This is a genomic window from Paraplanobispora siamensis (genome assembly GCF_016863175.1).
Taxonomy (GTDB): domain Bacteria; phylum Actinomycetota; class Actinomycetes; order Streptosporangiales; family Streptosporangiaceae; genus Planobispora; species Planobispora siamensis.
On sequence record NZ_BOOJ01000012.1, the window covers coordinates 200,985 to 218,124 of the forward strand.

Annotated in this window: 15 protein-coding genes and 1 pseudogene; 12 read left to right on the forward strand and 4 right to left on the reverse strand. The window is 72.0% G+C overall.

From position 1 onward, the window contains the following. Window positions 1-29: 29 nt before the first annotated feature. A complete protein-coding gene (locus tag Psi01_RS06505) occupies window positions 30-2,051 on the forward strand; it encodes a S9 family peptidase (protein ID WP_204063017.1) in 2,022 nt (673 codons plus the stop codon). 131 nt (window positions 2,052-2,182) lie between these two features. Then, window positions 2,183-2,992: an inositol monophosphatase family protein gene (locus Psi01_RS06510; protein ID WP_275424492.1), complete on the forward strand. Its 810-nt coding sequence runs from the start codon at window positions 2,183-2,185 to the stop codon at window positions 2,990-2,992. A gap of 122 nt (window positions 2,993-3,114) precedes the next feature. On the opposite strand, the gene Psi01_RS06515 is transcribed toward Psi01_RS06510, so the two are convergent. Continuing rightward, entirely contained in the window at window positions 3,115-3,279 is a 165-nt protein-coding gene (locus Psi01_RS06515) for a hypothetical protein (protein ID WP_203891170.1), read from the reverse strand. Between the two features lie 217 nt (window positions 3,280-3,496). On the opposite strand from Psi01_RS06515, the gene Psi01_RS06520 reads away from it, so the two are divergent. The 5 genes from Psi01_RS06520 (at window position 3,497) to Psi01_RS06540 (ending at window position 8,578) form a co-directional block, all read left to right on the forward strand. Further along, complete coding sequence (locus tag Psi01_RS06520; RefSeq protein ID WP_204063018.1) at window positions 3,497-4,150, forward strand: response regulator transcription factor; 654 nt, start codon at window positions 3,497-3,499, stop codon at window positions 4,148-4,150. A 71-nt stretch (window positions 4,151-4,221) separates the two neighbouring features. Then, a complete protein-coding gene (locus Psi01_RS06525; protein WP_373872470.1) occupies window positions 4,222-5,667 on the forward strand; it encodes a sensor histidine kinase in 1,446 nt (481 codons plus the stop codon). A 272-nt stretch (window positions 5,668-5,939) separates the two neighbouring features. Beyond that, window positions 5,940-6,239, forward strand: coding sequence for a DUF4193 domain-containing protein (locus Psi01_RS06530; RefSeq protein ID WP_030914836.1), 300 nt, complete (start codon window positions 5,940-5,942; stop codon window positions 6,237-6,239). 82 nt (window positions 6,240-6,321) lie between these two features. Next, window positions 6,322-7,152 (forward strand): hypothetical protein, encoded by an 831-nt coding sequence (locus tag Psi01_RS06535; protein ID WP_204063019.1) that lies wholly within the window; start codon window positions 6,322-6,324, stop codon window positions 7,150-7,152. Between the two features lie 52 nt (window positions 7,153-7,204). Then, the gene (locus tag Psi01_RS06540; RefSeq protein ID WP_204063020.1) at window positions 7,205-8,578 is read left to right on the forward strand and encodes an alpha,alpha-trehalose-phosphate synthase (UDP-forming); all 1,374 of its coding nucleotides are present in this window, start codon (window positions 7,205-7,207) and stop codon (window positions 8,576-8,578) included. Window positions 8,579-8,690: 112 nt separating this feature from the next. Here Psi01_RS06540 and Psi01_RS06545 read toward each other — a convergent pair whose 3' ends face one another. Beyond that, window positions 8,691-8,987 carry a DUF4235 domain-containing protein gene (locus Psi01_RS06545; protein ID WP_239127197.1) on the reverse strand — a complete coding sequence of 99 codons (297 nt, stop codon included), beginning with the start codon at window positions 8,985-8,987 and terminating at the stop codon, window positions 8,691-8,693. Window positions 8,988-9,079: 92 nt separating this feature from the next. Here Psi01_RS06545 and valS point away from each other — a divergent pair, with 92 nt between their 5' ends. Then, window positions 9,080-11,617 carry a valine--tRNA ligase gene (valS, locus tag Psi01_RS06550; RefSeq protein WP_204063021.1) on the forward strand — a complete coding sequence of 846 codons (2,538 nt, stop codon included), beginning with the start codon at window positions 9,080-9,082 and terminating at the stop codon, window positions 11,615-11,617. A gap of 146 nt (window positions 11,618-11,763) precedes the next feature. Here the strand turns inward: valS and Psi01_RS06555 are convergent, their stop codons facing one another. Next, window positions 11,764-12,978 carry an RNA polymerase sigma factor gene (locus tag Psi01_RS06555; RefSeq protein WP_204063022.1) on the reverse strand — a complete coding sequence of 405 codons (1,215 nt, stop codon included), beginning with the start codon at window positions 12,976-12,978 and terminating at the stop codon, window positions 11,764-11,766. Further along, a pseudogene (locus Psi01_RS06560) lies at window positions 12,978-13,393 on the reverse strand (YciI family protein). The gene Psi01_RS06555 and the pseudogene Psi01_RS06560 overlap by 1 nt, the downstream one beginning before the upstream one ends. A 543-nt stretch (window positions 13,394-13,936) precedes the next feature. Here Psi01_RS06560 and Psi01_RS06565 point away from each other — a divergent pair. The 4 genes from Psi01_RS06565 (at window position 13,937) to Psi01_RS06580 (ending at window position 17,092) form a co-directional block, all read left to right on the forward strand. Beyond that, complete coding sequence (locus Psi01_RS06565; RefSeq protein ID WP_239127198.1) at window positions 13,937-15,322, forward strand: AI-2E family transporter; 1,386 nt, start codon at window positions 13,937-13,939, stop codon at window positions 15,320-15,322. Window positions 15,323-15,358: 36 nt separating this feature from the next. Continuing rightward, a complete protein-coding gene (locus Psi01_RS06570) occupies window positions 15,359-15,913 on the forward strand; it encodes a PaaI family thioesterase (protein WP_204063024.1) in 555 nt (184 codons plus the stop codon). Further along, window positions 15,910-16,353, forward strand: a complete 444-nt coding sequence (gene dut, locus Psi01_RS06575) for a dUTP diphosphatase (RefSeq protein ID WP_204063025.1) — start codon at window positions 15,910-15,912, stop codon at window positions 16,351-16,353. The genes Psi01_RS06570 and dut overlap by 4 nt, the downstream gene beginning before the upstream one ends. Before the next feature lie 70 nt (window positions 16,354-16,423). Then, entirely contained in the window at window positions 16,424-17,092 is a 669-nt protein-coding gene (locus tag Psi01_RS06580) for a DUF3710 domain-containing protein (RefSeq protein ID WP_204063026.1), read from the forward strand. The last annotated feature ends 48 nt before the right edge of the window (window positions 17,093-17,140 follow it).

Here is a 17,140-nt window from a genome sequence, read left to right on the forward strand (position 1 = left end):
GGGCCCGGTCACCGGTCGCGGGGCGCGCGATGCGGGGCGGCAGTAGAGGTAGGTTCGGTTCCGTGACCCCTTTCTCTGACATCCGTGAATACGTCGGTGTACCGCGACTGGTGTCCCTGCGTCTCTCCCCGGACGGGAACCGTCTGGTGAGCGTGGTGCAGGCGCTCAACCCGGACGGCAAGTCCTACGGGACGTCCCTGTGGGAGATCCCCCTCGACGGGCGCAGGCCGTACCGGCTGACCAGGTCCGTCAAGGGCGAGGCCGGGGCCGAGTTCACCGCCGGGGGCGACGTCCTGTTCGGCTCGCGCCGCCCCGACCCCGTGGTGAAGGACCCCGACGAGGAGGTCTCCGCGCTCTGGCTGCTGCCCGCGGGCGGCGGGGAGGCCCGGCAGGTCGCCTCCCGGCCCGGGGGGATCGGCGGCTTCGCGACCGGCGGGCCGGCCGTCGTCTTCTCCTCGGATGTGCTGCCCGGCGACGAGGCCACCGAGGCCGAGCGGCGCAAGGCCCGCAAGGACGCCGGGATCAGCGCGATCCTGCACGAGGGCTACCCGGTGCGCTACTGGGATCACGACCTGGGACCCGGCCGGCCCCGCCTGTTCGCCGGCGCCCTCGGCGAGGACCGGCTGGAGGATGTGCGGGATCTCACTCCGGACTCCGGCGGCGCGCTGGTCAACGCCTCCTACGAGGTGACCCCGGACGGCTCCGCCGTCGTGGCCACGTGGGCGGTCCCGCAGCCGGGCGGAGAGGTCCGCTCCGAGCTGGTGCTGATCGAGACCGCCGACGGCGGGACCCGCAGGGTCCTGGCGAGCCTGGAGGGTCACGACTTCGAGGGCCCGCTGGCCGTCTCGCCGGACGGGCGCCTGGTCGCCTGCACCCGCGAGAAGCACGCCGAGACCTCGGCCATCCCGGAGCGCACCCTGTGGATCATCGACCTGGCCACCGGTGAGGGGCACGCCGCGGGCGGCGGGCTCTGGCCGTCGGAGGTGACCTGGGCGCCCGACTCGGCCTCGCTGTACGCGGCGGCCGACCACCTGGGCCGCCGCCCGGTCTTCCGCGTCCCCGCCGACGGTTCCGAGCCGGTACGGCTCACCGCGGACGACGGCGCCTACTCCTCGCTCAACGTCGCCCCCGACGGCACCCTCTACGCGCTGCGCAGCGCCGTGGACCGGGCGGCGGGCCCGGTCAGGATCGCCGCGGGAGAGACGGCCGGCGCGGTCGAGGAGCTGGCCTCCCCGGCTCCGGACCTCCAGCTGCCCGGCACGCTCACCGAGGTGACCGCGACCGCCGACGACGGGGCGGAGATCCGGGCCTGGCTGGTGCTGCCCGAGGGCGCCTCGGCCGAGGACCCGGCGCCGCTGCTGCTGTGGATCCACGGCGGCCCGCTGTCGAGCTGGAACGACTGGTCCTGGCGGTGGAACCCGTGGATCATGGCGGCGAACGGCTACGCCGTCCTGCTGCCCGACCCGTGCCTGTCCACCGGCTACGGGCCGGAGATGATCCGCCGGGGCTGGGCGAACTGGGGCCCGCGCACCCACGCCGACCTGATGACGATCACCGACGCGGCGCTGGAGCTGCCGGAGATCGACGCGAGCCGTACCGCCGCGATGGGCGGCTCCTTCGGCGGCTACATGGCCAACTGGGTCGCCGGGCACACCGACCGCTTCAAGGCGATCGTCACCCACGCCTCGCTCTGGCACCTGGACCAGTTCGCCGGGACCACGGACGCGTCCATGTACTGGCAGCGCGAGTTCGGCCGGCCGGGCGGCGAGCTGTACGACAGGCTCTCCCCGCACCTGTCGCTGGAGAAGATCGTCACGCCGATGCTGGTGATCCACGGCGACAAGGACTACCGGGTGCCGATCGGCGAGGGGCTGCGCCTGTGGTGGGACCTGCAGCGTTCCGGCGTGGAGTCGAAGTTCCTGTACTTCCCCGACGAGAACCACTGGGTGCTCAAGCCGGGCAACGCGGTCGCCTGGTACGAGACCGTGCTGGCCTTCCTGGCGCAGCACGTCCTGGAGCGTGAGTGGAAGCGCCCGGAGTCGCTCTTCTGAGCACGCCTGTGGCCACCGCCGGGCCGGGTCCGCGGCGTCGCGGACCCGGCCCGGCGCGCGGAACGGTCCACGGGGGACGATGGGACCCTGAAGCGACCGAGGAGTGGTGAACGACTGTGAGTGACCCCGTTGTGAGTGACGCCGTTGCGAGTGAGGCCGCGGGTCTCGTGGAACTGGCGGAGCGGATCGCCCGCGAGGCCGGGGAGATGCTCCTGGCCAAGCGGCCGGCCCGGCCCGAGGTGCTGGCGACCAAGTCCAGCCCCACCGACGTGGTGACCGCGCTGGACAAGGCGTCGGAGGAGCTGATCCGCACCAGGATCAGGCAGGCGAGGCCGGACGACGCGATCCTCGGAGAGGAGGGCGGCAGCACCGGCGACGGCCGGGTCCGCTGGATCGTCGACCCGATCGACGGCACGGTCAACTTCCTGTACGGCCTGCCCGAGTGGTCGGTCAGCATCGCCGTGGAGGTCGACGGGCAGGTGGTCGCGGGGGTCGTCAACGTCGTGCCACGCGGTGAGGTCTTCACCGCGGCCAAGGGCGCAGGCGCGTGGCTGGCCGGTGAGCGGCTGCGCTGCAACACCGGCGTGCCGCTGGAGCAGGCGCTGATCGCCACCGGTTTCGGCTACGGCCCCGGACGGCGCGCGGTCCAGGCGGAGGTCCTGGCCCGCGTGGTGCCGCGCGTGCGCGACATCCGCCGGGGCGGTTCGGCGGCCTCGGACCTGTGCTCGGTCGCGGCCGGGCGGGTTGACGGCTACTACGAGCGCGGCCCGCAGGACTGGGACTACGCGGCCGGAGGGCTCATCGCGGCCGAGGCCGGGGCCAGGTTCGGCGGGCTGCACGGCAAGCCGGCCAACCCGGGGATGACGCTGTGCGCGGCGCCCGGCCTGTTCGAGGAACTGCACGCGCTCCTGGCCCCGCTGAACCCCGAACGGGACTCCTGAGCCCGGCGCCCGCACGCGCCGCCGGGCCCGCGCGGGCGCGCCGGGAGACACGGGCGCCGGGACACGGATAAGGCCCCGCACCTCTCGGACGAGGTGCGGGGCCTTACCCGTCGATGCTTACGTCAGCGCTGGAGCGGGACACCGTTGTCGGTGGCGAGACGGCGGAGGTCCTCGATCTCGGCGGTGAGTGTGTCGGCGAGGTAGTCGTCGCCGGTGGACCGGGCCTCCTGCAGGTTCTTGTAGGCCTGGTCGAGGCGGTGTTCGATCGTGGTCGTGAACTCGCCCATCTCACCTTCTCTCTCATGGGGGACGGAGGGTGCTCACAAAAGGGACTGAGGGCGTGCTTACCCACCCGCGCGATCGCTCTAAACCTCCTGTGGCCCAGATCGCTGCAAGTGTGTCTATCGTGACAGTGGACTTACCGCCGGCTTACGGCCGGTGAGGTGAGAATGAGAGGCCGCTCGAGCGGCTGTCCGACGGATGTCACGGGAGGTGTCAGAGGCCGTGCGGGTGCTTGTGGTTGAAGACGAGCGGGTGCTCGCGGACGCGATCGCGACCGGACTCCGGCGCGAGGCCATGGCCGTGGACGTCGCCTACGACGGCGCCGGCGCACTGGAGCGGACCGGCTACATCGACTACGACGTGATCGTGCTGGACCGCGACCTGCCCAAGGTGCACGGGGACGAGGTCTGCCGCCGGCTGGTGGCCGAGCGGACCGCCTCCCGCATCCTGATGCTGACCGCCTCGGGCGACGTCGACGACAAGGTGGAGGGCCTGGGCCTGGGCGCCGACGACTACCTGGCCAAGCCCTTCGTGTTCATCGAGCTCGTCGCCCGGGTCAGGGCCCTGGGCCGTCGCTCGGCCCCGGCCCTGCCGCCGGTGCTGGAGCGCTCCGGCATCCGGCTGGACCCGGGCAAGCGGCTGGTGACCAGGAACGGCGAGGAGATCAATCTCACGAAGAAGGAGTTCGCGGTCCTGGAGGAGCTGATGCGCGCCGAGGGCGCGGTGGTCAGCCAGGAGGACCTGCTGGACAAGGCGTGGGATGAGAACATCGACCCGTTCACCAACGTGGTGCGGGTGACCATGATGACCCTGAGGAAGAAGCTGGGCGAGCCTCAGGCGATCGAGACGGTGCCCGGGGTCGGATACAAGCTGTGAGCGGTACGCCGGAGGAGCGGCCGAGGTTCGTCCCGCCCGGCGGGCGGCAGGACTCCGAGCCGACCCATCCCATGATCAGCCCGCACTCCGAGCGCGAGGGGCGCAGGTCGCGCCGCGACGCGGAGACGGGCGCGCCGGAGATCCTGGAGATCGGGGGCGCGGCGCCCGCCCGCCCGGCCGGACCCGGCGTCCCCGGCACGGCCGCCGCCGGGACGGCTCCCGGGCCTCGGGGCGCGTCCGCCGCCGGACCCGGGGGCGCGGGGACCGCGACGGTCCAGGCCCCCTCCCCGTCCGGCTCCCCGGCCGGCCCGCCCGTCTGGGAGGGGCCGCCGATGGGTTCCCCTCCCGCGGGCACCTCCCTGCTGGAGCGGGTGAAGAAGGTCACCGACCGGGTCAGCATCCGGTGGCGGCTCACCCTCACCTACGGCGCGCTCTTCTTCATCGCGGGCGCGCTGCTGCTGCTCGTCATCTACATGATGGTGGGCTGGGTGCTCGACTCGGCGTGGCCCGAGTTCCCCCTCCGGCTGGACACCGTCGAGCCGAACCTGGCCGCGGACATCGAGCGGCAGTGGAACTGGTACCAGCACACCGCCATCTACGGCGTCCGCAGGACCCTGCTCATCCGTTCGCTCCTGGCGCTGGCGGGCGTGGGCATCCTCGCGCTGGTCATCGGCTATCTCGTCGCCGACCGGGCGCTCAAGCCGATCCAGCAGATGACCGCCACCGCCCGCAAGCTGTCCGGCAGCACCCTCGCCCACGAGCGGATCGACCTCAAGGGTCCCGACGACGAGCTGAAGGAACTGGCCGACACCTTCGACGCCATGCTGACCAGGCTCAACGTCGCCTTCGACACGCAGCGCAGGTTCGTGGCCAACGCCTCGCACGAGCTGCGCACGCCGCTGACGATCAACCGGACGGTCCTGGAGATCGCCCTGGGCGACCCCGAGGCGTCGGAGGACCTCAAGGCGCTGGGCCGTACGCTCCTGGAGGTCAACGCGCGCAACGAGAGGCTCATCGAGGGCCTGCTCCTGCTCGCCCGCAGTGAGCGGGAGCTGAGCGTGCGCAAGCCGGTGGACGTCAAGGACGTGGCCGAGACCGCCGTGGACCAGCTGGCGCCGCGCGCGGAGGAGGCCGGCGTCACGGTCGTCTCCGAGATCCAGAGCGCCGAGACCGTGGGCGACCCGGTCCTCCTGGAACGGTGCGTGGCCAACCTGGTGGAGAACGCCATCAAGCACAACCTTTCCGAGTCCGGACATGTCTGGGTCCGGGCGGGAATGGTGGAGGGTGCTCTGGTTGTTCAGGTGGCCAACACGGGGCCGCACGTGCCCGCGTACGAGGTGAGCAGCCTGTTCGAGCCGTTCCGGCGCCTCAACGCCGAGCGGGTCGACTCGTCCAAGGGGGCGGGTCTGGGGCTGTCCATCGTCCGCGCGGTCGTGCGGGCTCACGGGGGCAACGTGACCGCCGTCCCCAGGGACGGAGGCGGTCTCGTGGTGACCGTGAGACTTCAGCCACGTTGATCCGGCGGGGAGCGTCTCGTTCGCGCCGTACATGTGGTTGGATGTGCCGTCGAACACGGTGGTGCATGCTGGCAAGGCTGTGGTTTTCGCCATATTTGGCTAACCACGCCCATTGGCGGCGGGCCCCTCACGTGTAGGGAGGTTCGGCGACCATTCCGGCGGGGTACCGAAGCAGGAATCTCTCTGCCGGATCGGGCACAAGACGGGCCTCTCGTACGTTACACACGCGCGAGCGAGCGCAGACAGATAGATGAGGGGGATGGAGCAGACCGATGGCTACCGATTACGACAGCCCACGCAAGACTGACGACGACCTCAGCGAGGACAGTCTTCAGGAACTGCAGGCGCGCCGTACCGACAAGTCCTCGGGCAGCATCGACATCGACGAGACCGACCTCGCCGAGTCGCTCGAACTGCCGGGTGCGGACCTGTCGAACGAGGAGCTCTCGCTCCGGGTGATTCCTCGTCAGGCCGATGAGTTCACCTGCGCGCGTTGCTTCCTGGTGCACCACCGCAGCCAGCTGGCCGTTGAGAAGAACGGACAGCAGATCTGCCGGGAGTGCGCTGCCTGACGACCGTTCCGATGGCCTGTCCGATGTGTGTCCCCCCGTGGACGGGTAGGGCCTTGGGGCAGCCTTGAGGAGGTTCCGCGACATGACGTCAGAGAACAGGCAGACCGGTGCCATGCCGGACGACTCCGGGGCCGCGGAGTCGTCCGGCGCACCGCACGACGACGCGGCAGGCGAGACCCATCACGAGGTCGCCGAGCTCGTCGGCCGCCTGGCCGAGCCCGGCGAGATGGACGGGGCCGAGCGCCGACGGCTGCTCGGGCGTCTGAGCAGGGCGCTGGCCACCGGCGCCAAGAAGGCCAAGGAGTCCGGCGTGGGCCGGGGCCGCTGGCTGGCCGACGTCTTCATGGCCGTGGCGCCCCGCATCCCCGTGCGCGACCTGGAGACACTCTCCGCCCACCACCACGGCCTCATCGGCGAGGCCCTGGCCGACGACCTCGCTCGCACCGCGGCGAAGGCCACCATGGCGGTCGGCGCGATCGGCGGCGCCCTCGCGGCGGCCGAGTTCGCCGCCCCGCCCCTCCTGCTGTCCACCCCCGCCCAGCTCGTCGCCGAGACCCTGGTGGTCGCGGCCATCGAGGTCAAGCTCATCGCCGAGCTCCACGAGGTGTACGGCGTGCAGGTGCCCGGCGGCGGCACCCAGCGGGCCATCGCCTTCGTGACGGCCTGGTCCAAGCAGCGCGGCGTGGACCCCATGGCCCCCGCCTCCGTCACCCTCGCCCTGGGCACCGCGGCCAAGACGGCCCTGCGCAACCGCCTCATGCGCACCCTCGGCCGGCACCTCACCACGCTCGGCCCCTTCCTGACCGGAGCCGTGGCGGGCGGGGCGCTCAACCGGGCGGCCACCAGAAAACTCTCGGAGGTGGTTCGCGCCGATCTGCGCCGCCATCGAGCTCTACCTCCTGGAACGTCATAAAAAGGGGTTAATGGGGTAGTTGATTGGTTAAGTCAACTACTTGGAGGATTTAGTGCCGGGCTCCAGCTCGTTCCTGATCGTCGCCAACCGTCTTCCCGTCGACCGGGTGGGGGAGGACATGTGGCGGCGCAGCCCCGGCGGCCTGGTCACCGCGATCGCCCCCGTCCTGCAGCGCCGCGAGGGGGCGTGGATCGGCTGGCACGGCGCCCCGGACGAACAGCTCGACCCCTTCGACCACGACGGCATGCACCTGATCCCGGTGCCGTTGTCGGAACGCGAGGTGGAGCTCTACTACGAGGGCTTCTCCAACGCCACCCTCTGGCCGCTCTATCACGACGTGGTGGCCACCCCGGTGTACTCCCGCGTGCTGTGGGACGCCTACCGCCTGGTCAACCAGCGCTTCGCCGAGGCCGCCGCCGAAGTCGCCGCCCCGGACGCGGTCGTGTGGGTGCAGGACTACCAGCTCCAGCTCGTCCCCGCCATGCTCAGGAAGCTCCGGCCGGACCTGCGCATCGGCTTCTTCCTGCACATCCCGTTCCCGCCCGGCGAGCTGTTCCAGCAGCTGCCCTGGCGGCGCGAGCTGCTGGAGGGCCTGCTCGGCGCCGACCTCGTCGGCTTCCAGCGTCCCGGCGGCGCCTCCAACTTCATCCGGCTGTGCCGCAAGACGCTCGGCCTGCAGTACCAGAAGCACGAGATCTACGTAGAGGACCGGGTGGTGCGAGCCGAGGCCTTCCCCATCTCGGTGGACTTCTCCGAGCTCGACTCCCTGGTCCGCGAGCCGCACATCATCGCCAGGGCGGCGGAGATCCGCCAGGAGCTGGGCGACCCCGAGCAGGTGCTGCTGGGCGTCGACCGGCTCGACTACACCAAGGGCATCGGCCAGCGGCTGAAGGCGTTCGGGGAGCTGCTCGCCGAAGGTTCGATCAAGCCGGGCGAGGCCGTGTTCGTGCAGATCGCCACGCCCAGCCGGGAGCGGGTCGAGGAGTACATGCGGCTGCGCGACTCGATCGAGCTGCAGGTCGGCAGGATCAACGGGGAGCAGGGCGACCTGGGGCAGCAGCCGGTGCAGTACATGCACCAGTCGTACGGCCGCGACGAGCTGGCCGCGCTCTATCTGGCGGCGGACGTGATGGTGGTGACCCCGCTGCGCGACGGGATGAACCTCGTGGCCAAGGAGTACGTCTCCTGCCGCCACGACCTGCGCGGGGCGCTGGTGCTCAGCGAGTTCGCCGGGGCGGCCGACGAGATGAAGCAGGCCTTCATGGTCAACCCCTACGACATCGACGGTCTCAAGCGGACGATGCTGTCGGCGATGCGGGCCACGCCGCACGACCTGTCACGGCGGATGCGCTCGCTGCGCCGCCGGGTGTCCACCTACGACGTGGACCACTGGGCGAAGACCTTCCTGGCGGCCCTGGAGGCCTGACCTCCACGCGCGGGCCGTACGGCGGGCGGACGGGACCGGGACCGTACGGCGGGCGGGATCAGGACTGTACGGCGGGCCGGCGGGCCGCAGGGCGCCGCCGGCCCGCCGCCGGTCAGGAGGAGACCTCCTTGGCCGCGTCCTTCAGGGCCCGCCAGGCGTTGTAGCGCTTGCGGGCGGTCCGGGCCGCCAGGATCTGCGCCACCTGCATGCCCACTCCCATCACCACGGCGTAACCGATCGCCTCGCCCAGGCTGACCTCCAGGGAGTCGTTGTCCATCGGAGGCTTCTTGCCCGTCGCCTTCTCCCAGGCGAAGCCCAGGGTCTTCTTCGCCGCCCATGCCGTGACGAGCCCGACCAGACCGCCGATGGCACGCCAGGCCATGTCCTGCTTTTCCTTCTCGTCGGCCACGATCCCTCCAGTGCGCGGTGCATAGGTCGCTTCAGATAACGAACACTAGTCTTCTCAGCGGAGAAGGGCGCGAAGCCATACCATAAGGTGGCATGACGAATCAGCGACCGCGCCATGCGCCCATGCCCGAGAAACCGACTCTCGACGGCTTGGAGCGCGTATGGGTAGGCCGCTGGGAGGCCGAGGGCGTCTACCGCTTCGACCGTTCGCGCACGCGGGACGAGATCTACTCCATCGACACCCCGCCGCCGACCGTCTCCGGATCCCTCCACGTCGGCCACGTCTTCTCCTACACCCACACCGACACGATCGCCCGCTTCCAGCGCATGCGCGGCCGTGAGGTCTTCTATCCCATGGGCTGGGACGACAACGGCCTGCCCACCGAGCGCCGGGTGCAGAACCACTTCGGCGTGCGCTGCGACCCCTCCATCGCCTACGACCCCTCGTTCCAGCCGCCCGCCGAGCCGGGCAGGCAGCAGATCCCGATCAGCCGGCGCAACTTCATCGAGCTGTGCGAGAAGCTCACGATCGAGGACGAGAAGGCCTTCGAGGAGCTGTGGCGGCGGCTGGGCCTGTCGGTCGACTGGTCCATGACCTACGCCACCATCGACGGCAACGCGCGGGCCGCCTCCCAGCGGGCGTTCCTGCGCAACCTCGCCCGCGGCGAGGCCTACGTGGCCGAGGCGCCCACGCTGTGGGACGTCACCTTCCGCACGGCCGTGGCCCAGGCCGAGCTGGAGGACCGCGAGTGGCCGGGCGCCTTCCACCGGATCGCCTTCACCCTGCCCTCGGGGGCCCGGGTCTGGATCGAGACGACCCGGCCCGAGCTGATCCCGGCCTGCGTGGCTCTGGTCGCCCACCCGGACGACCAGCGCTACCGGCCGCTGTTCGGCACCGCCGCCAGGTCGCCGCTGTTCGGCGTGGAGGTCCCGATCCTGGCCCACCGCCTGGCCGAGCCCGACAAGGGGTCCGGCCTGGCGATGATCTGCACCTTCGGCGACGTCACCGACGTCGTCTGGTGGCGGGAGCTCGACCTGCCCACCCGGGCGGTGATCGGCTGGGACGGGCGGCTGCTGTCCGAGGCGCCGGAGGGCGTCCCCGCGGAGCCGTACGCCGAACTGGCGGGCAAGACCGTGCACAGCGCCCGCGAGCGGATCGTGGAGCTGCTGCGCGAGTCCGGCGAGATGGAGGGCGACCCGCGGCCGGTCAAGCGGGCGGTGAAGTTCTACGAGAAGGGCGAGCGGCCCCTGGAGATCGTCACCACCCGCCAGTGGTACATCCGCAACGGCGGACGCGACCGCGAGCTGCGCGAGGCGCTGCTGGCCCGGGGCGCGGAGCTGGCCTGGCACCCGCCGCACATGAAGGTCCGCTACGACAACTGGGTGGAGGGCCTGGCGGGGGACTGGCTGATCTCCCGCCAGCGGTTCTTCGGCGTGCCCATCCCGGTCTGGTACCCGCTGGACGCAGACGGGGAGCCCGACCGCTCCTCGCCGATCGTCCCCGAGGAGTCCACGCTGCCGATGGACCCCTCGATCGACGTGCCGCCCGGCTACACCGAGGACCAGCGCGGCAAGCCCGGCGGCTTCGCCGGCGACCCGGACGTCATGGACACCTGGGCGACCTCCTCGCTGACCCCGCAGATCGCCGCCGGGTGGGAGCAGGACGACGACCTGTTCCGGCGGGTGTTCCCGATGGACCTGCGCCCGCAGGCCCACGAGATCATCCGGACCTGGCTGTTCTCGACCGTGGTGCGGGCGCACCTGGAGCAGGACACGCTGCCCTGGCGGCACGTGGCCATCTCCGGCTGGATCCTGGACCCCGACCGCAAGAAGATGTCGAAGTCCAAGGGCAACGTCGTCACGCCGCTGGACCTGCTGGAGCAGCACGGCTCCGACGCGGTCCGCTACTGGGCGGCCAGCGGCCGTCCCGGCACCGACACGGCCTTCGACACCGGCCAGATCAAGATCGGCCGCAGGCTGGCGATCAAGATCCTGAACGCCTCGAAGTTCGTCCTGGGCTTCGGCGGGCCGGAGCGGGGGGACGAGGCGTCCGGGGAGCCGCGGATCACCGAGCCGCTCGACCTGTCGATGCTGGCCCGGCTGGCGCAGGCGACCCGCGAGGCCACCGAGGCGTTCGAGGGCTACGACTACGCCCGCGCGCTGGAGCGGACCGAGCGGTTCTTCTGGGAGTTCTGCGACGACTACCTGGAGCTGGTGAAGGTCAGGGCGTACGGCGACGACGACGGCGCCCGGTCGGCGCGGGAGGCGCTGCGCGAGGCGCTGGACGTCATGCTCCGGCTGTTCGCCCCGTTCCTGCCGTTCGTCACCGAGGAGGTCTGGTCCTGGTGGCGTGAGGGCTCGGTCCACCGGGCCCCCTGGCCGGAGCCGGACGGGCGGGGCGGCGACCCGGAGCTGCTGCCGGCCGTGGCCGCGGTCCTCGGCCGCGTCCGCAGGGCCAAGTCCGACGCCAAGCTGTCGATGCGCGCCGAGGTCTCCCGCCTGACCGTCGCCGGCGCCCCGGCCGGGCTGGTGCGGCAGGCCCAGGACGACCTGTGCGGCGCCGGGGCCGTCGAGGAGTTCGTCCTTGAGCCGGGAGAGGGCGAGCTGACCGTGGAGGTCGTCCTCGCCTGACCGGTGACCGCCGCAGCTGTCCGGTGACCGGCACGCCGGATCGGTGACCGGCACGCCCGGTCCGTGACCGCCGCGCCGGTGGGAGCCTCACCGCTCCCGCCGGCGCGGCGGCCGTCCGCGTTCCCCGGCCGGCCGATCCGGAGAGGTCAGCTCAGTGCGGCCGCCTTGCGCAGCAGCACCGATCGTTCGCGCCGGTTGGGGCACAGCCGGGCCGCCAGCTCCAGCTCGGCGCGCGCTTCCGATCGCCGTCCGAGCCGGGCCAGCAGCTCACCGCGTACGGTCGGGACCAGATGCGAACCGGGGAGCCGGTCGGCGGCGATCAGCTCGTCCACGATGGCCAGGGCCTGCGCCGGGCCGGAGGCCATGGCGACGGCGACGGCCCGGTTGAGCTCGACCACCGGCGAGGGCGCGATCCGGCCGAGTGCCTCGTAGAGCACCACGATCCGGTCCCAGTCGGTCGCCTCGACCGACGGCGCCGACGCGTGGGTGGCGGCGATCGCGGCCTGCAGGCCGTAGGGGCCGAGGCCGCGAGCCGACGCCCTGGCCAGCGCGGCCAGCCCGCGGCGGATCGCCGAGATGTCCCACCGCCGCCGGTCCTGGTCCTCGAGCAGGATCGGCGAGCCGTCCTGGCCGGTCCGGGCCGGGAAGCGCGCGGCAGTCAGCTCGCACAACGCGAGCAGGCCGTGCACCTCCGGCTCGGCCGGTTGCAGGGCGGCCAGCGTGCGGGCCAGCCGGATGGCCTCGTACGCGAGGTCGGGGCGCAGCAGCCGGTCGCCCGACGTGGCCGTCGACCCCTCGGTGAAGATCACGTAGATGACGCTGAGCACGCCGCTCAACCGCTCCCGGCGCTCGGCCGCCGACGGCAGCTCGAACGGCACCCCGGCCGCCGCGATCGTCTTCTTGCCCCGGGTGATGCGGGCCTGCACCGTCGAGACGGGTACGAGGAACGCGCGGGCGATCTCCTCGCTGGACAGCCCGCCGACCACGCGCAGGGTCAGCGCCACCCGGGCCTCGGGGGAGAGCACCGGATGGCAGCTGACGAACATCAGCGCCAGCACGTCGTCGTCGATCCTGTCGGGATCGATTTCCTCGTCGACCGCCGCGCGGGCCGCCAGCAGGGCGTATCGGTCCTGAAGGGCGGTCCGGCGGCGGATCGCGTCGATCGCCCGCCGCCGGGCCGTGGCCATCAGCCAGCCGGCCGGATTCGCCGGAGAGGCGAGCGGCCACGACACCAGCGCCTCGGCCACCGCCTCCTGGGCCGCGTCCTCGGCCAGCTCGAAATCACCGGTGAACCGGGTCAGCGCGGCGACGATCCGCGCCGACTCGATCCGCCAGACGGCCTCGACGTCGGCCCCGCCCATCAGATCCGGCCGTCGCTCTCGCGCCCGGCCCGGTCCTCGGCGATCACTCGTGGACCTGCGGGACCTCGTCGCTCCCGGGCACCCGCCGGACCTCGATCTTGGACCCGGGGGCCGCCGGGACCCGCTTGGCCCACTCGATCGCCTCCTGCTTCGATGCGACGTCGAGCATGAAGAAGCCCCCGAACAGTTCCTTGGTCTCGCCGTACGGCCCGTCCGTGACCACCGGGACCTCGCCGCCGAAGTCGACCACGGCGCCCTGGCCCGGATCGTCCAGCCCTTCGGCCGCGAGGAGAACCCCCGCCTTCACCATCTCCTCGATGAACCGGTGGGTCGCGGCCATCATCTCGTCGATGTCGGCCATCATGGCCGCGTTCGACTCGTCGGTCCCCCGCATGATCAGCAGGTACTTCGGCATCGCGTTCTCCTCGTTTCGTCCGGCGGGGCCGTCTGCCGACCCTCGCACCCTTACGTCGAACGGGCGGCCCGCGGATCAACACGGTCCCGGAGAAATCTCTCACCGCCGGCGCCCGAACCCGCGGGCGCGACCACCATGGCCCCCGCGCACGGCACTCTGGCCCTTCCGGGCGGGTCATCGGGGGTGCGCCCGCCGTACGATCGAGGGGTCACAGGTGAGGGAGGACACGGCATGCCCCCAGGATGCGGCAACTGCGACTGCCATCTGGAGGACCGGGTGATCACCCGCCCGCCGGAAGAGCGCTGACCCCGACCGCGATGTGGGGGGCAGGCCGGTACGGCGTCCCTCCACATCCGCTCTTCCGTATCCGCCCCTCCCGTCGGCTCCCGCGCGTTCATCCCTCCCACCCGCCCCTGCGCGTCCGCCCCTTTCGCCGGCTCCCTTCCCGCCCGTCCGCACCGGCGGGATAACGGCGCGCGTTCCGGGGCCGGGCATGACAGTCTGGAACGCGTGATCTCCGATCGGGAACGTCTGACGAAGTTGGTGCCGAGCACTCTGCTCCGCCTCGCCGTGTGGAGCCTGTGCCTGATCATCATCGGCTGGGCCGTCTTCTACGTCGCCCAGTTCGTGGCCGCCCTGCGCATCGTCATGCTGCCGCTGGCCGTGGCGTTCCTGCTCACCGCGCTGCTGTTCCCGGTGACCCGCAGGCTCAGGTCGGCGGGCATGCGCCCGATATACGCCACCTGGGTCACCATGCTGTTCGCCTTCGCCGTACTGGGCGGCACCGGATGGCTCATCGGGGTACGGGCCAACGAGGAGTTCCCCCGGCTGGTCACCCAGGTCCAGGCGACCGCCAGGGAGGTGCAGGGCTGGCTGCAGACCGGCCCGCTCCACCTGCAGCCGACCCAGATCAGCGAGTGGATCGACCGGATCGCGGGACAGATCACCCAGCAACAGCAGCAGATCACCCAGACGGTCCTCACCGGCGCCACCGTGGCGCTGGAGGTGCTGGCCTCGATCGTCCTGCTGCTGTTCGTCACGTTCTTCCTGCTCAAGGACGGCGACCGGATCTGGGCCTGGTTCCTCAAGGCGTTCGGCTCGGCCACACCCCGGGTGGACCGGGCCGGGCGGGCCGCCTGGGTGACGCTCTCGCACTACGTGCAGGGCACCGTGGCGGTGGCGGCGGTGCACGGTGTGATCATGGGCATCGTGCTCGCGGGGATGGGCGTGCCGCTCTGGGCGCCCCTCGCGGTGCTGATCTTCCTGGCCAGCTTCATCCCGATCGTCGGGATCTTCTTCGCCGGGGCCGTCGCCACGCTGGTCACCCTCGGCGCCAAGGGCCCGATCTACGCGCTGATCTTCGTGGGCATCCTGGTGGTCGAGCAGCAGCTGGAGAACCACGTGCTGCAGCCGCTGATCGTCGGCCGGGCGCTGAGCTTCCACCCGCTGGCGATCATCCTGGTGCTGGCCGCGGGCGGCATCGTCGCCGGCATCGCCGGCGCCGCGGTGGCGGTGCCGATCGCCGCGGTGATCTACCGGGCGCTGCCCGAGCTGACCGGCGACCCACCGGCCCCGCTGCCCCCGGGACAGTCGGCGCGCGAGCTGGAGCCCGGCCCTCCGGACGCCGACACTCCCGGCCCCGGACCCGAGGGTCCCGGGACGACGCCGGAGCCTCCGAAGGAGACGCCGGGAGCGTCCGCGACCCCCGCCCCCGCCCCCGCGACCCCCGATCCGGCGGGTCCCGGGGCGGCGTCCGGCTCCCCGGACACGGCGTCCGGGACTCCCGGCGCGGTGTCCGGCTCCCCGGGCGCGGCGCCCGCGGCTCCGGAGGCGGCCTCCGGCTCCCCGGGTACGGCGCCCGCCGCCTCGGGGACGGCCTCCGGGAGCCTCGCCACCCCCTCCGCGGGCTCCCGTTCGCCGGGTGAATAGGGAATCGCCGCAGCACAACAGGTAACGTTCTCCGTCGTGACCCGTTCGACCATCACCACACCTCCGCCCGGAGCGACGCTCCCCGAGCCGCTGCCCGGCGCGCCCGCGCCCGGCGCCGCACTCGGATCCCACTACAGCCGCTGCTTCGGCTGCGGCGACCGGCACCCGACCGGCCTGCACCTGTCGGCCGTCACCCCCGACGGGGTCTCGGTGAGCGCCGAGTTCGTCGTGGGGGAGGCGCACCAGGGCGCTCCGGGACTGGCGCACGGCGGCGTGCTGGCCGCGGCGATGGACGAGGTCATCGGCATGTCCGTCTGGCTGTTCCAGCGTCCCTACGTCACCGGGCGGCTGGAGACCGACTATCTGGCGCCCGTCCCGGTGGGCACCACGCTGCACCTGCGCGCCTGGTGCACCGGCATGTCCGGCAGGAAGGCATATCTTGAAGCCGAGGGCCGGATCGGGGCGCCGGACGGCCCGGTCGCCGTGCGTGCCGCCGCGCTCTTCATCGAGGTCGGCATGGAGCACTTCGCCAAGCACGGTGACGCCCAGACCATCCTCGACGAGCACCATGATTACGAGGTGAACCCGTGACCCACCAGGTAGAGGTGCTGATCCACCGGCTCGACGCCGGCCTGCCCCTGCCGTCCTACGCGCATCCGGGCGACGCGGGCGCCGACCTGTACGCCGCCGAGGACGTCGAACTGCTCCCCGGCGAGCGGGCGAGCGTGGGCACCGGCGTGGCCATCGCCCTGCCCGACGGATACGCCGCGTTCGTGCACCCGCGTTCGGGCCTGGCGGTCAAGCACGGGGTGACGCTGGTCAACGCCCCCGGCACCGTCGACGCCGGTTACCGGGGGGAGATCAGGGTGACACTGATCAATACCGATGCCAAGGAGGCGGTGCGGCTGCGCAGGGGCGACCGCGTCGCGCAACTGGTGATCCAGAAGGTGGAGAAGGCGGCGTTCTACGAGGTGGACCGGCTGCCCGGATCGGCGCGCGGCGCCGGCGGGTTCGGTTCCACGGGCCGCTGAGGGGAAGCGGGCAGGGTGTGGCCCGCCGGCCGAGGGGCCGCCAGTCAATCGTTCAAGGAGCGTGAGGAAGATGTTCGGACGTCGCCGTCACAAGGACACACCGGCCTCGGTGGTGGAGGAGGCCGAGCCGGTGCCGGCACGCGAGTCCGGCCCGTGGGACGCCGACGAGCCGCACCCCGAGCGGGAGCGGGTCGACCTCGGCGGGCTGCGCCTGCCGGTCGACGCCGGGTTCGAGGTGCAGCTCAACATGGCCGGTGACCGCATCGTGGGAGCGGTCGTGCTGTTCCAGGAGAGCGCCCTGCAGGTGCAGGCGTTCGCCGCGCCGAAGAAGAGCGGCATCTGGGACGACGTCCGCTCCGAGCTCGCCGAGGCGGTGAAGAGCGCCGGCGGCACCTCGGAGGAGCAGGAGGGGCCCTTCGGCGCCGAGCTGGCCGCGCAGATCCCGAACGGCGGGGCCGTGCAGCCGGTGCGCTACCTCGGGATCGACGGGCCGCGCTGGTTCCTGCGGGCGGCGATCAGCGGCCGTGCCGCGCTGGACGCCGGAGTCGCCGCGACGCTGGAGAACGTCGTCCGCGACATCGTGGTGGTCCGCGGCGACGAGCCGATGGCCCCGCACGAGCCGATCGAGCTGCGCCTGCCCGCCGAGGCCCGGCAGCCCGGGGAGCAGGAGGGACCCGGCCGGCGCAAGTCCGACCTCAACCCCTTCGAGCGCGGACCTGAGATTGCGGAGGTTCGCTGAGGTGCCGGATCGCGTACGCTGATTCGACACGTTCGCAAAGGAGAGGTC

Bases quoted from the DNA above. Each gene is read 5' to 3' on its own strand.
- Psi01_RS06505 (WP_204063017.1), top strand. From the start codon at position 30: ATGCGGGGCGGCAGTAGAGGTAGGTTCGGTTCCGTGACCCCTTTCTCT.
- Psi01_RS06515 (WP_203891170.1), bottom strand. From the start codon at position 3,279: ATGGGCGAGTTCACGACCACGATCGAACACCGCCTCGACCAGGCCTAC.
- Psi01_RS06525 (WP_373872470.1), top strand. From the start codon at position 4,222: ATGATCAGCCCGCACTCCGAGCGCGAGGGGCGCAGGTCGCGCCGCGAC.
- Psi01_RS06530 (WP_030914836.1), top strand. From the start codon at position 5,940: ATGGCTACCGATTACGACAGCCCACGCAAGACTGACGACGACCTCAGC.
- Psi01_RS06535 (WP_204063019.1), top strand. From the start codon at position 6,322: ATGACGTCAGAGAACAGGCAGACCGGTGCCATGCCGGACGACTCCGGG.
- valS (WP_204063021.1), top strand. From the start codon at position 9,080: ATGACGAATCAGCGACCGCGCCATGCGCCCATGCCCGAGAAACCGACT.
- Psi01_RS06555 (WP_204063022.1), bottom strand. From the start codon at position 12,978: ATGGGCGGGGCCGACGTCGAGGCCGTCTGGCGGATCGAGTCGGCGCGG.
- Psi01_RS06580 (WP_204063026.1), top strand. From the start codon at position 16,424: ATGTTCGGACGTCGCCGTCACAAGGACACACCGGCCTCGGTGGTGGAG.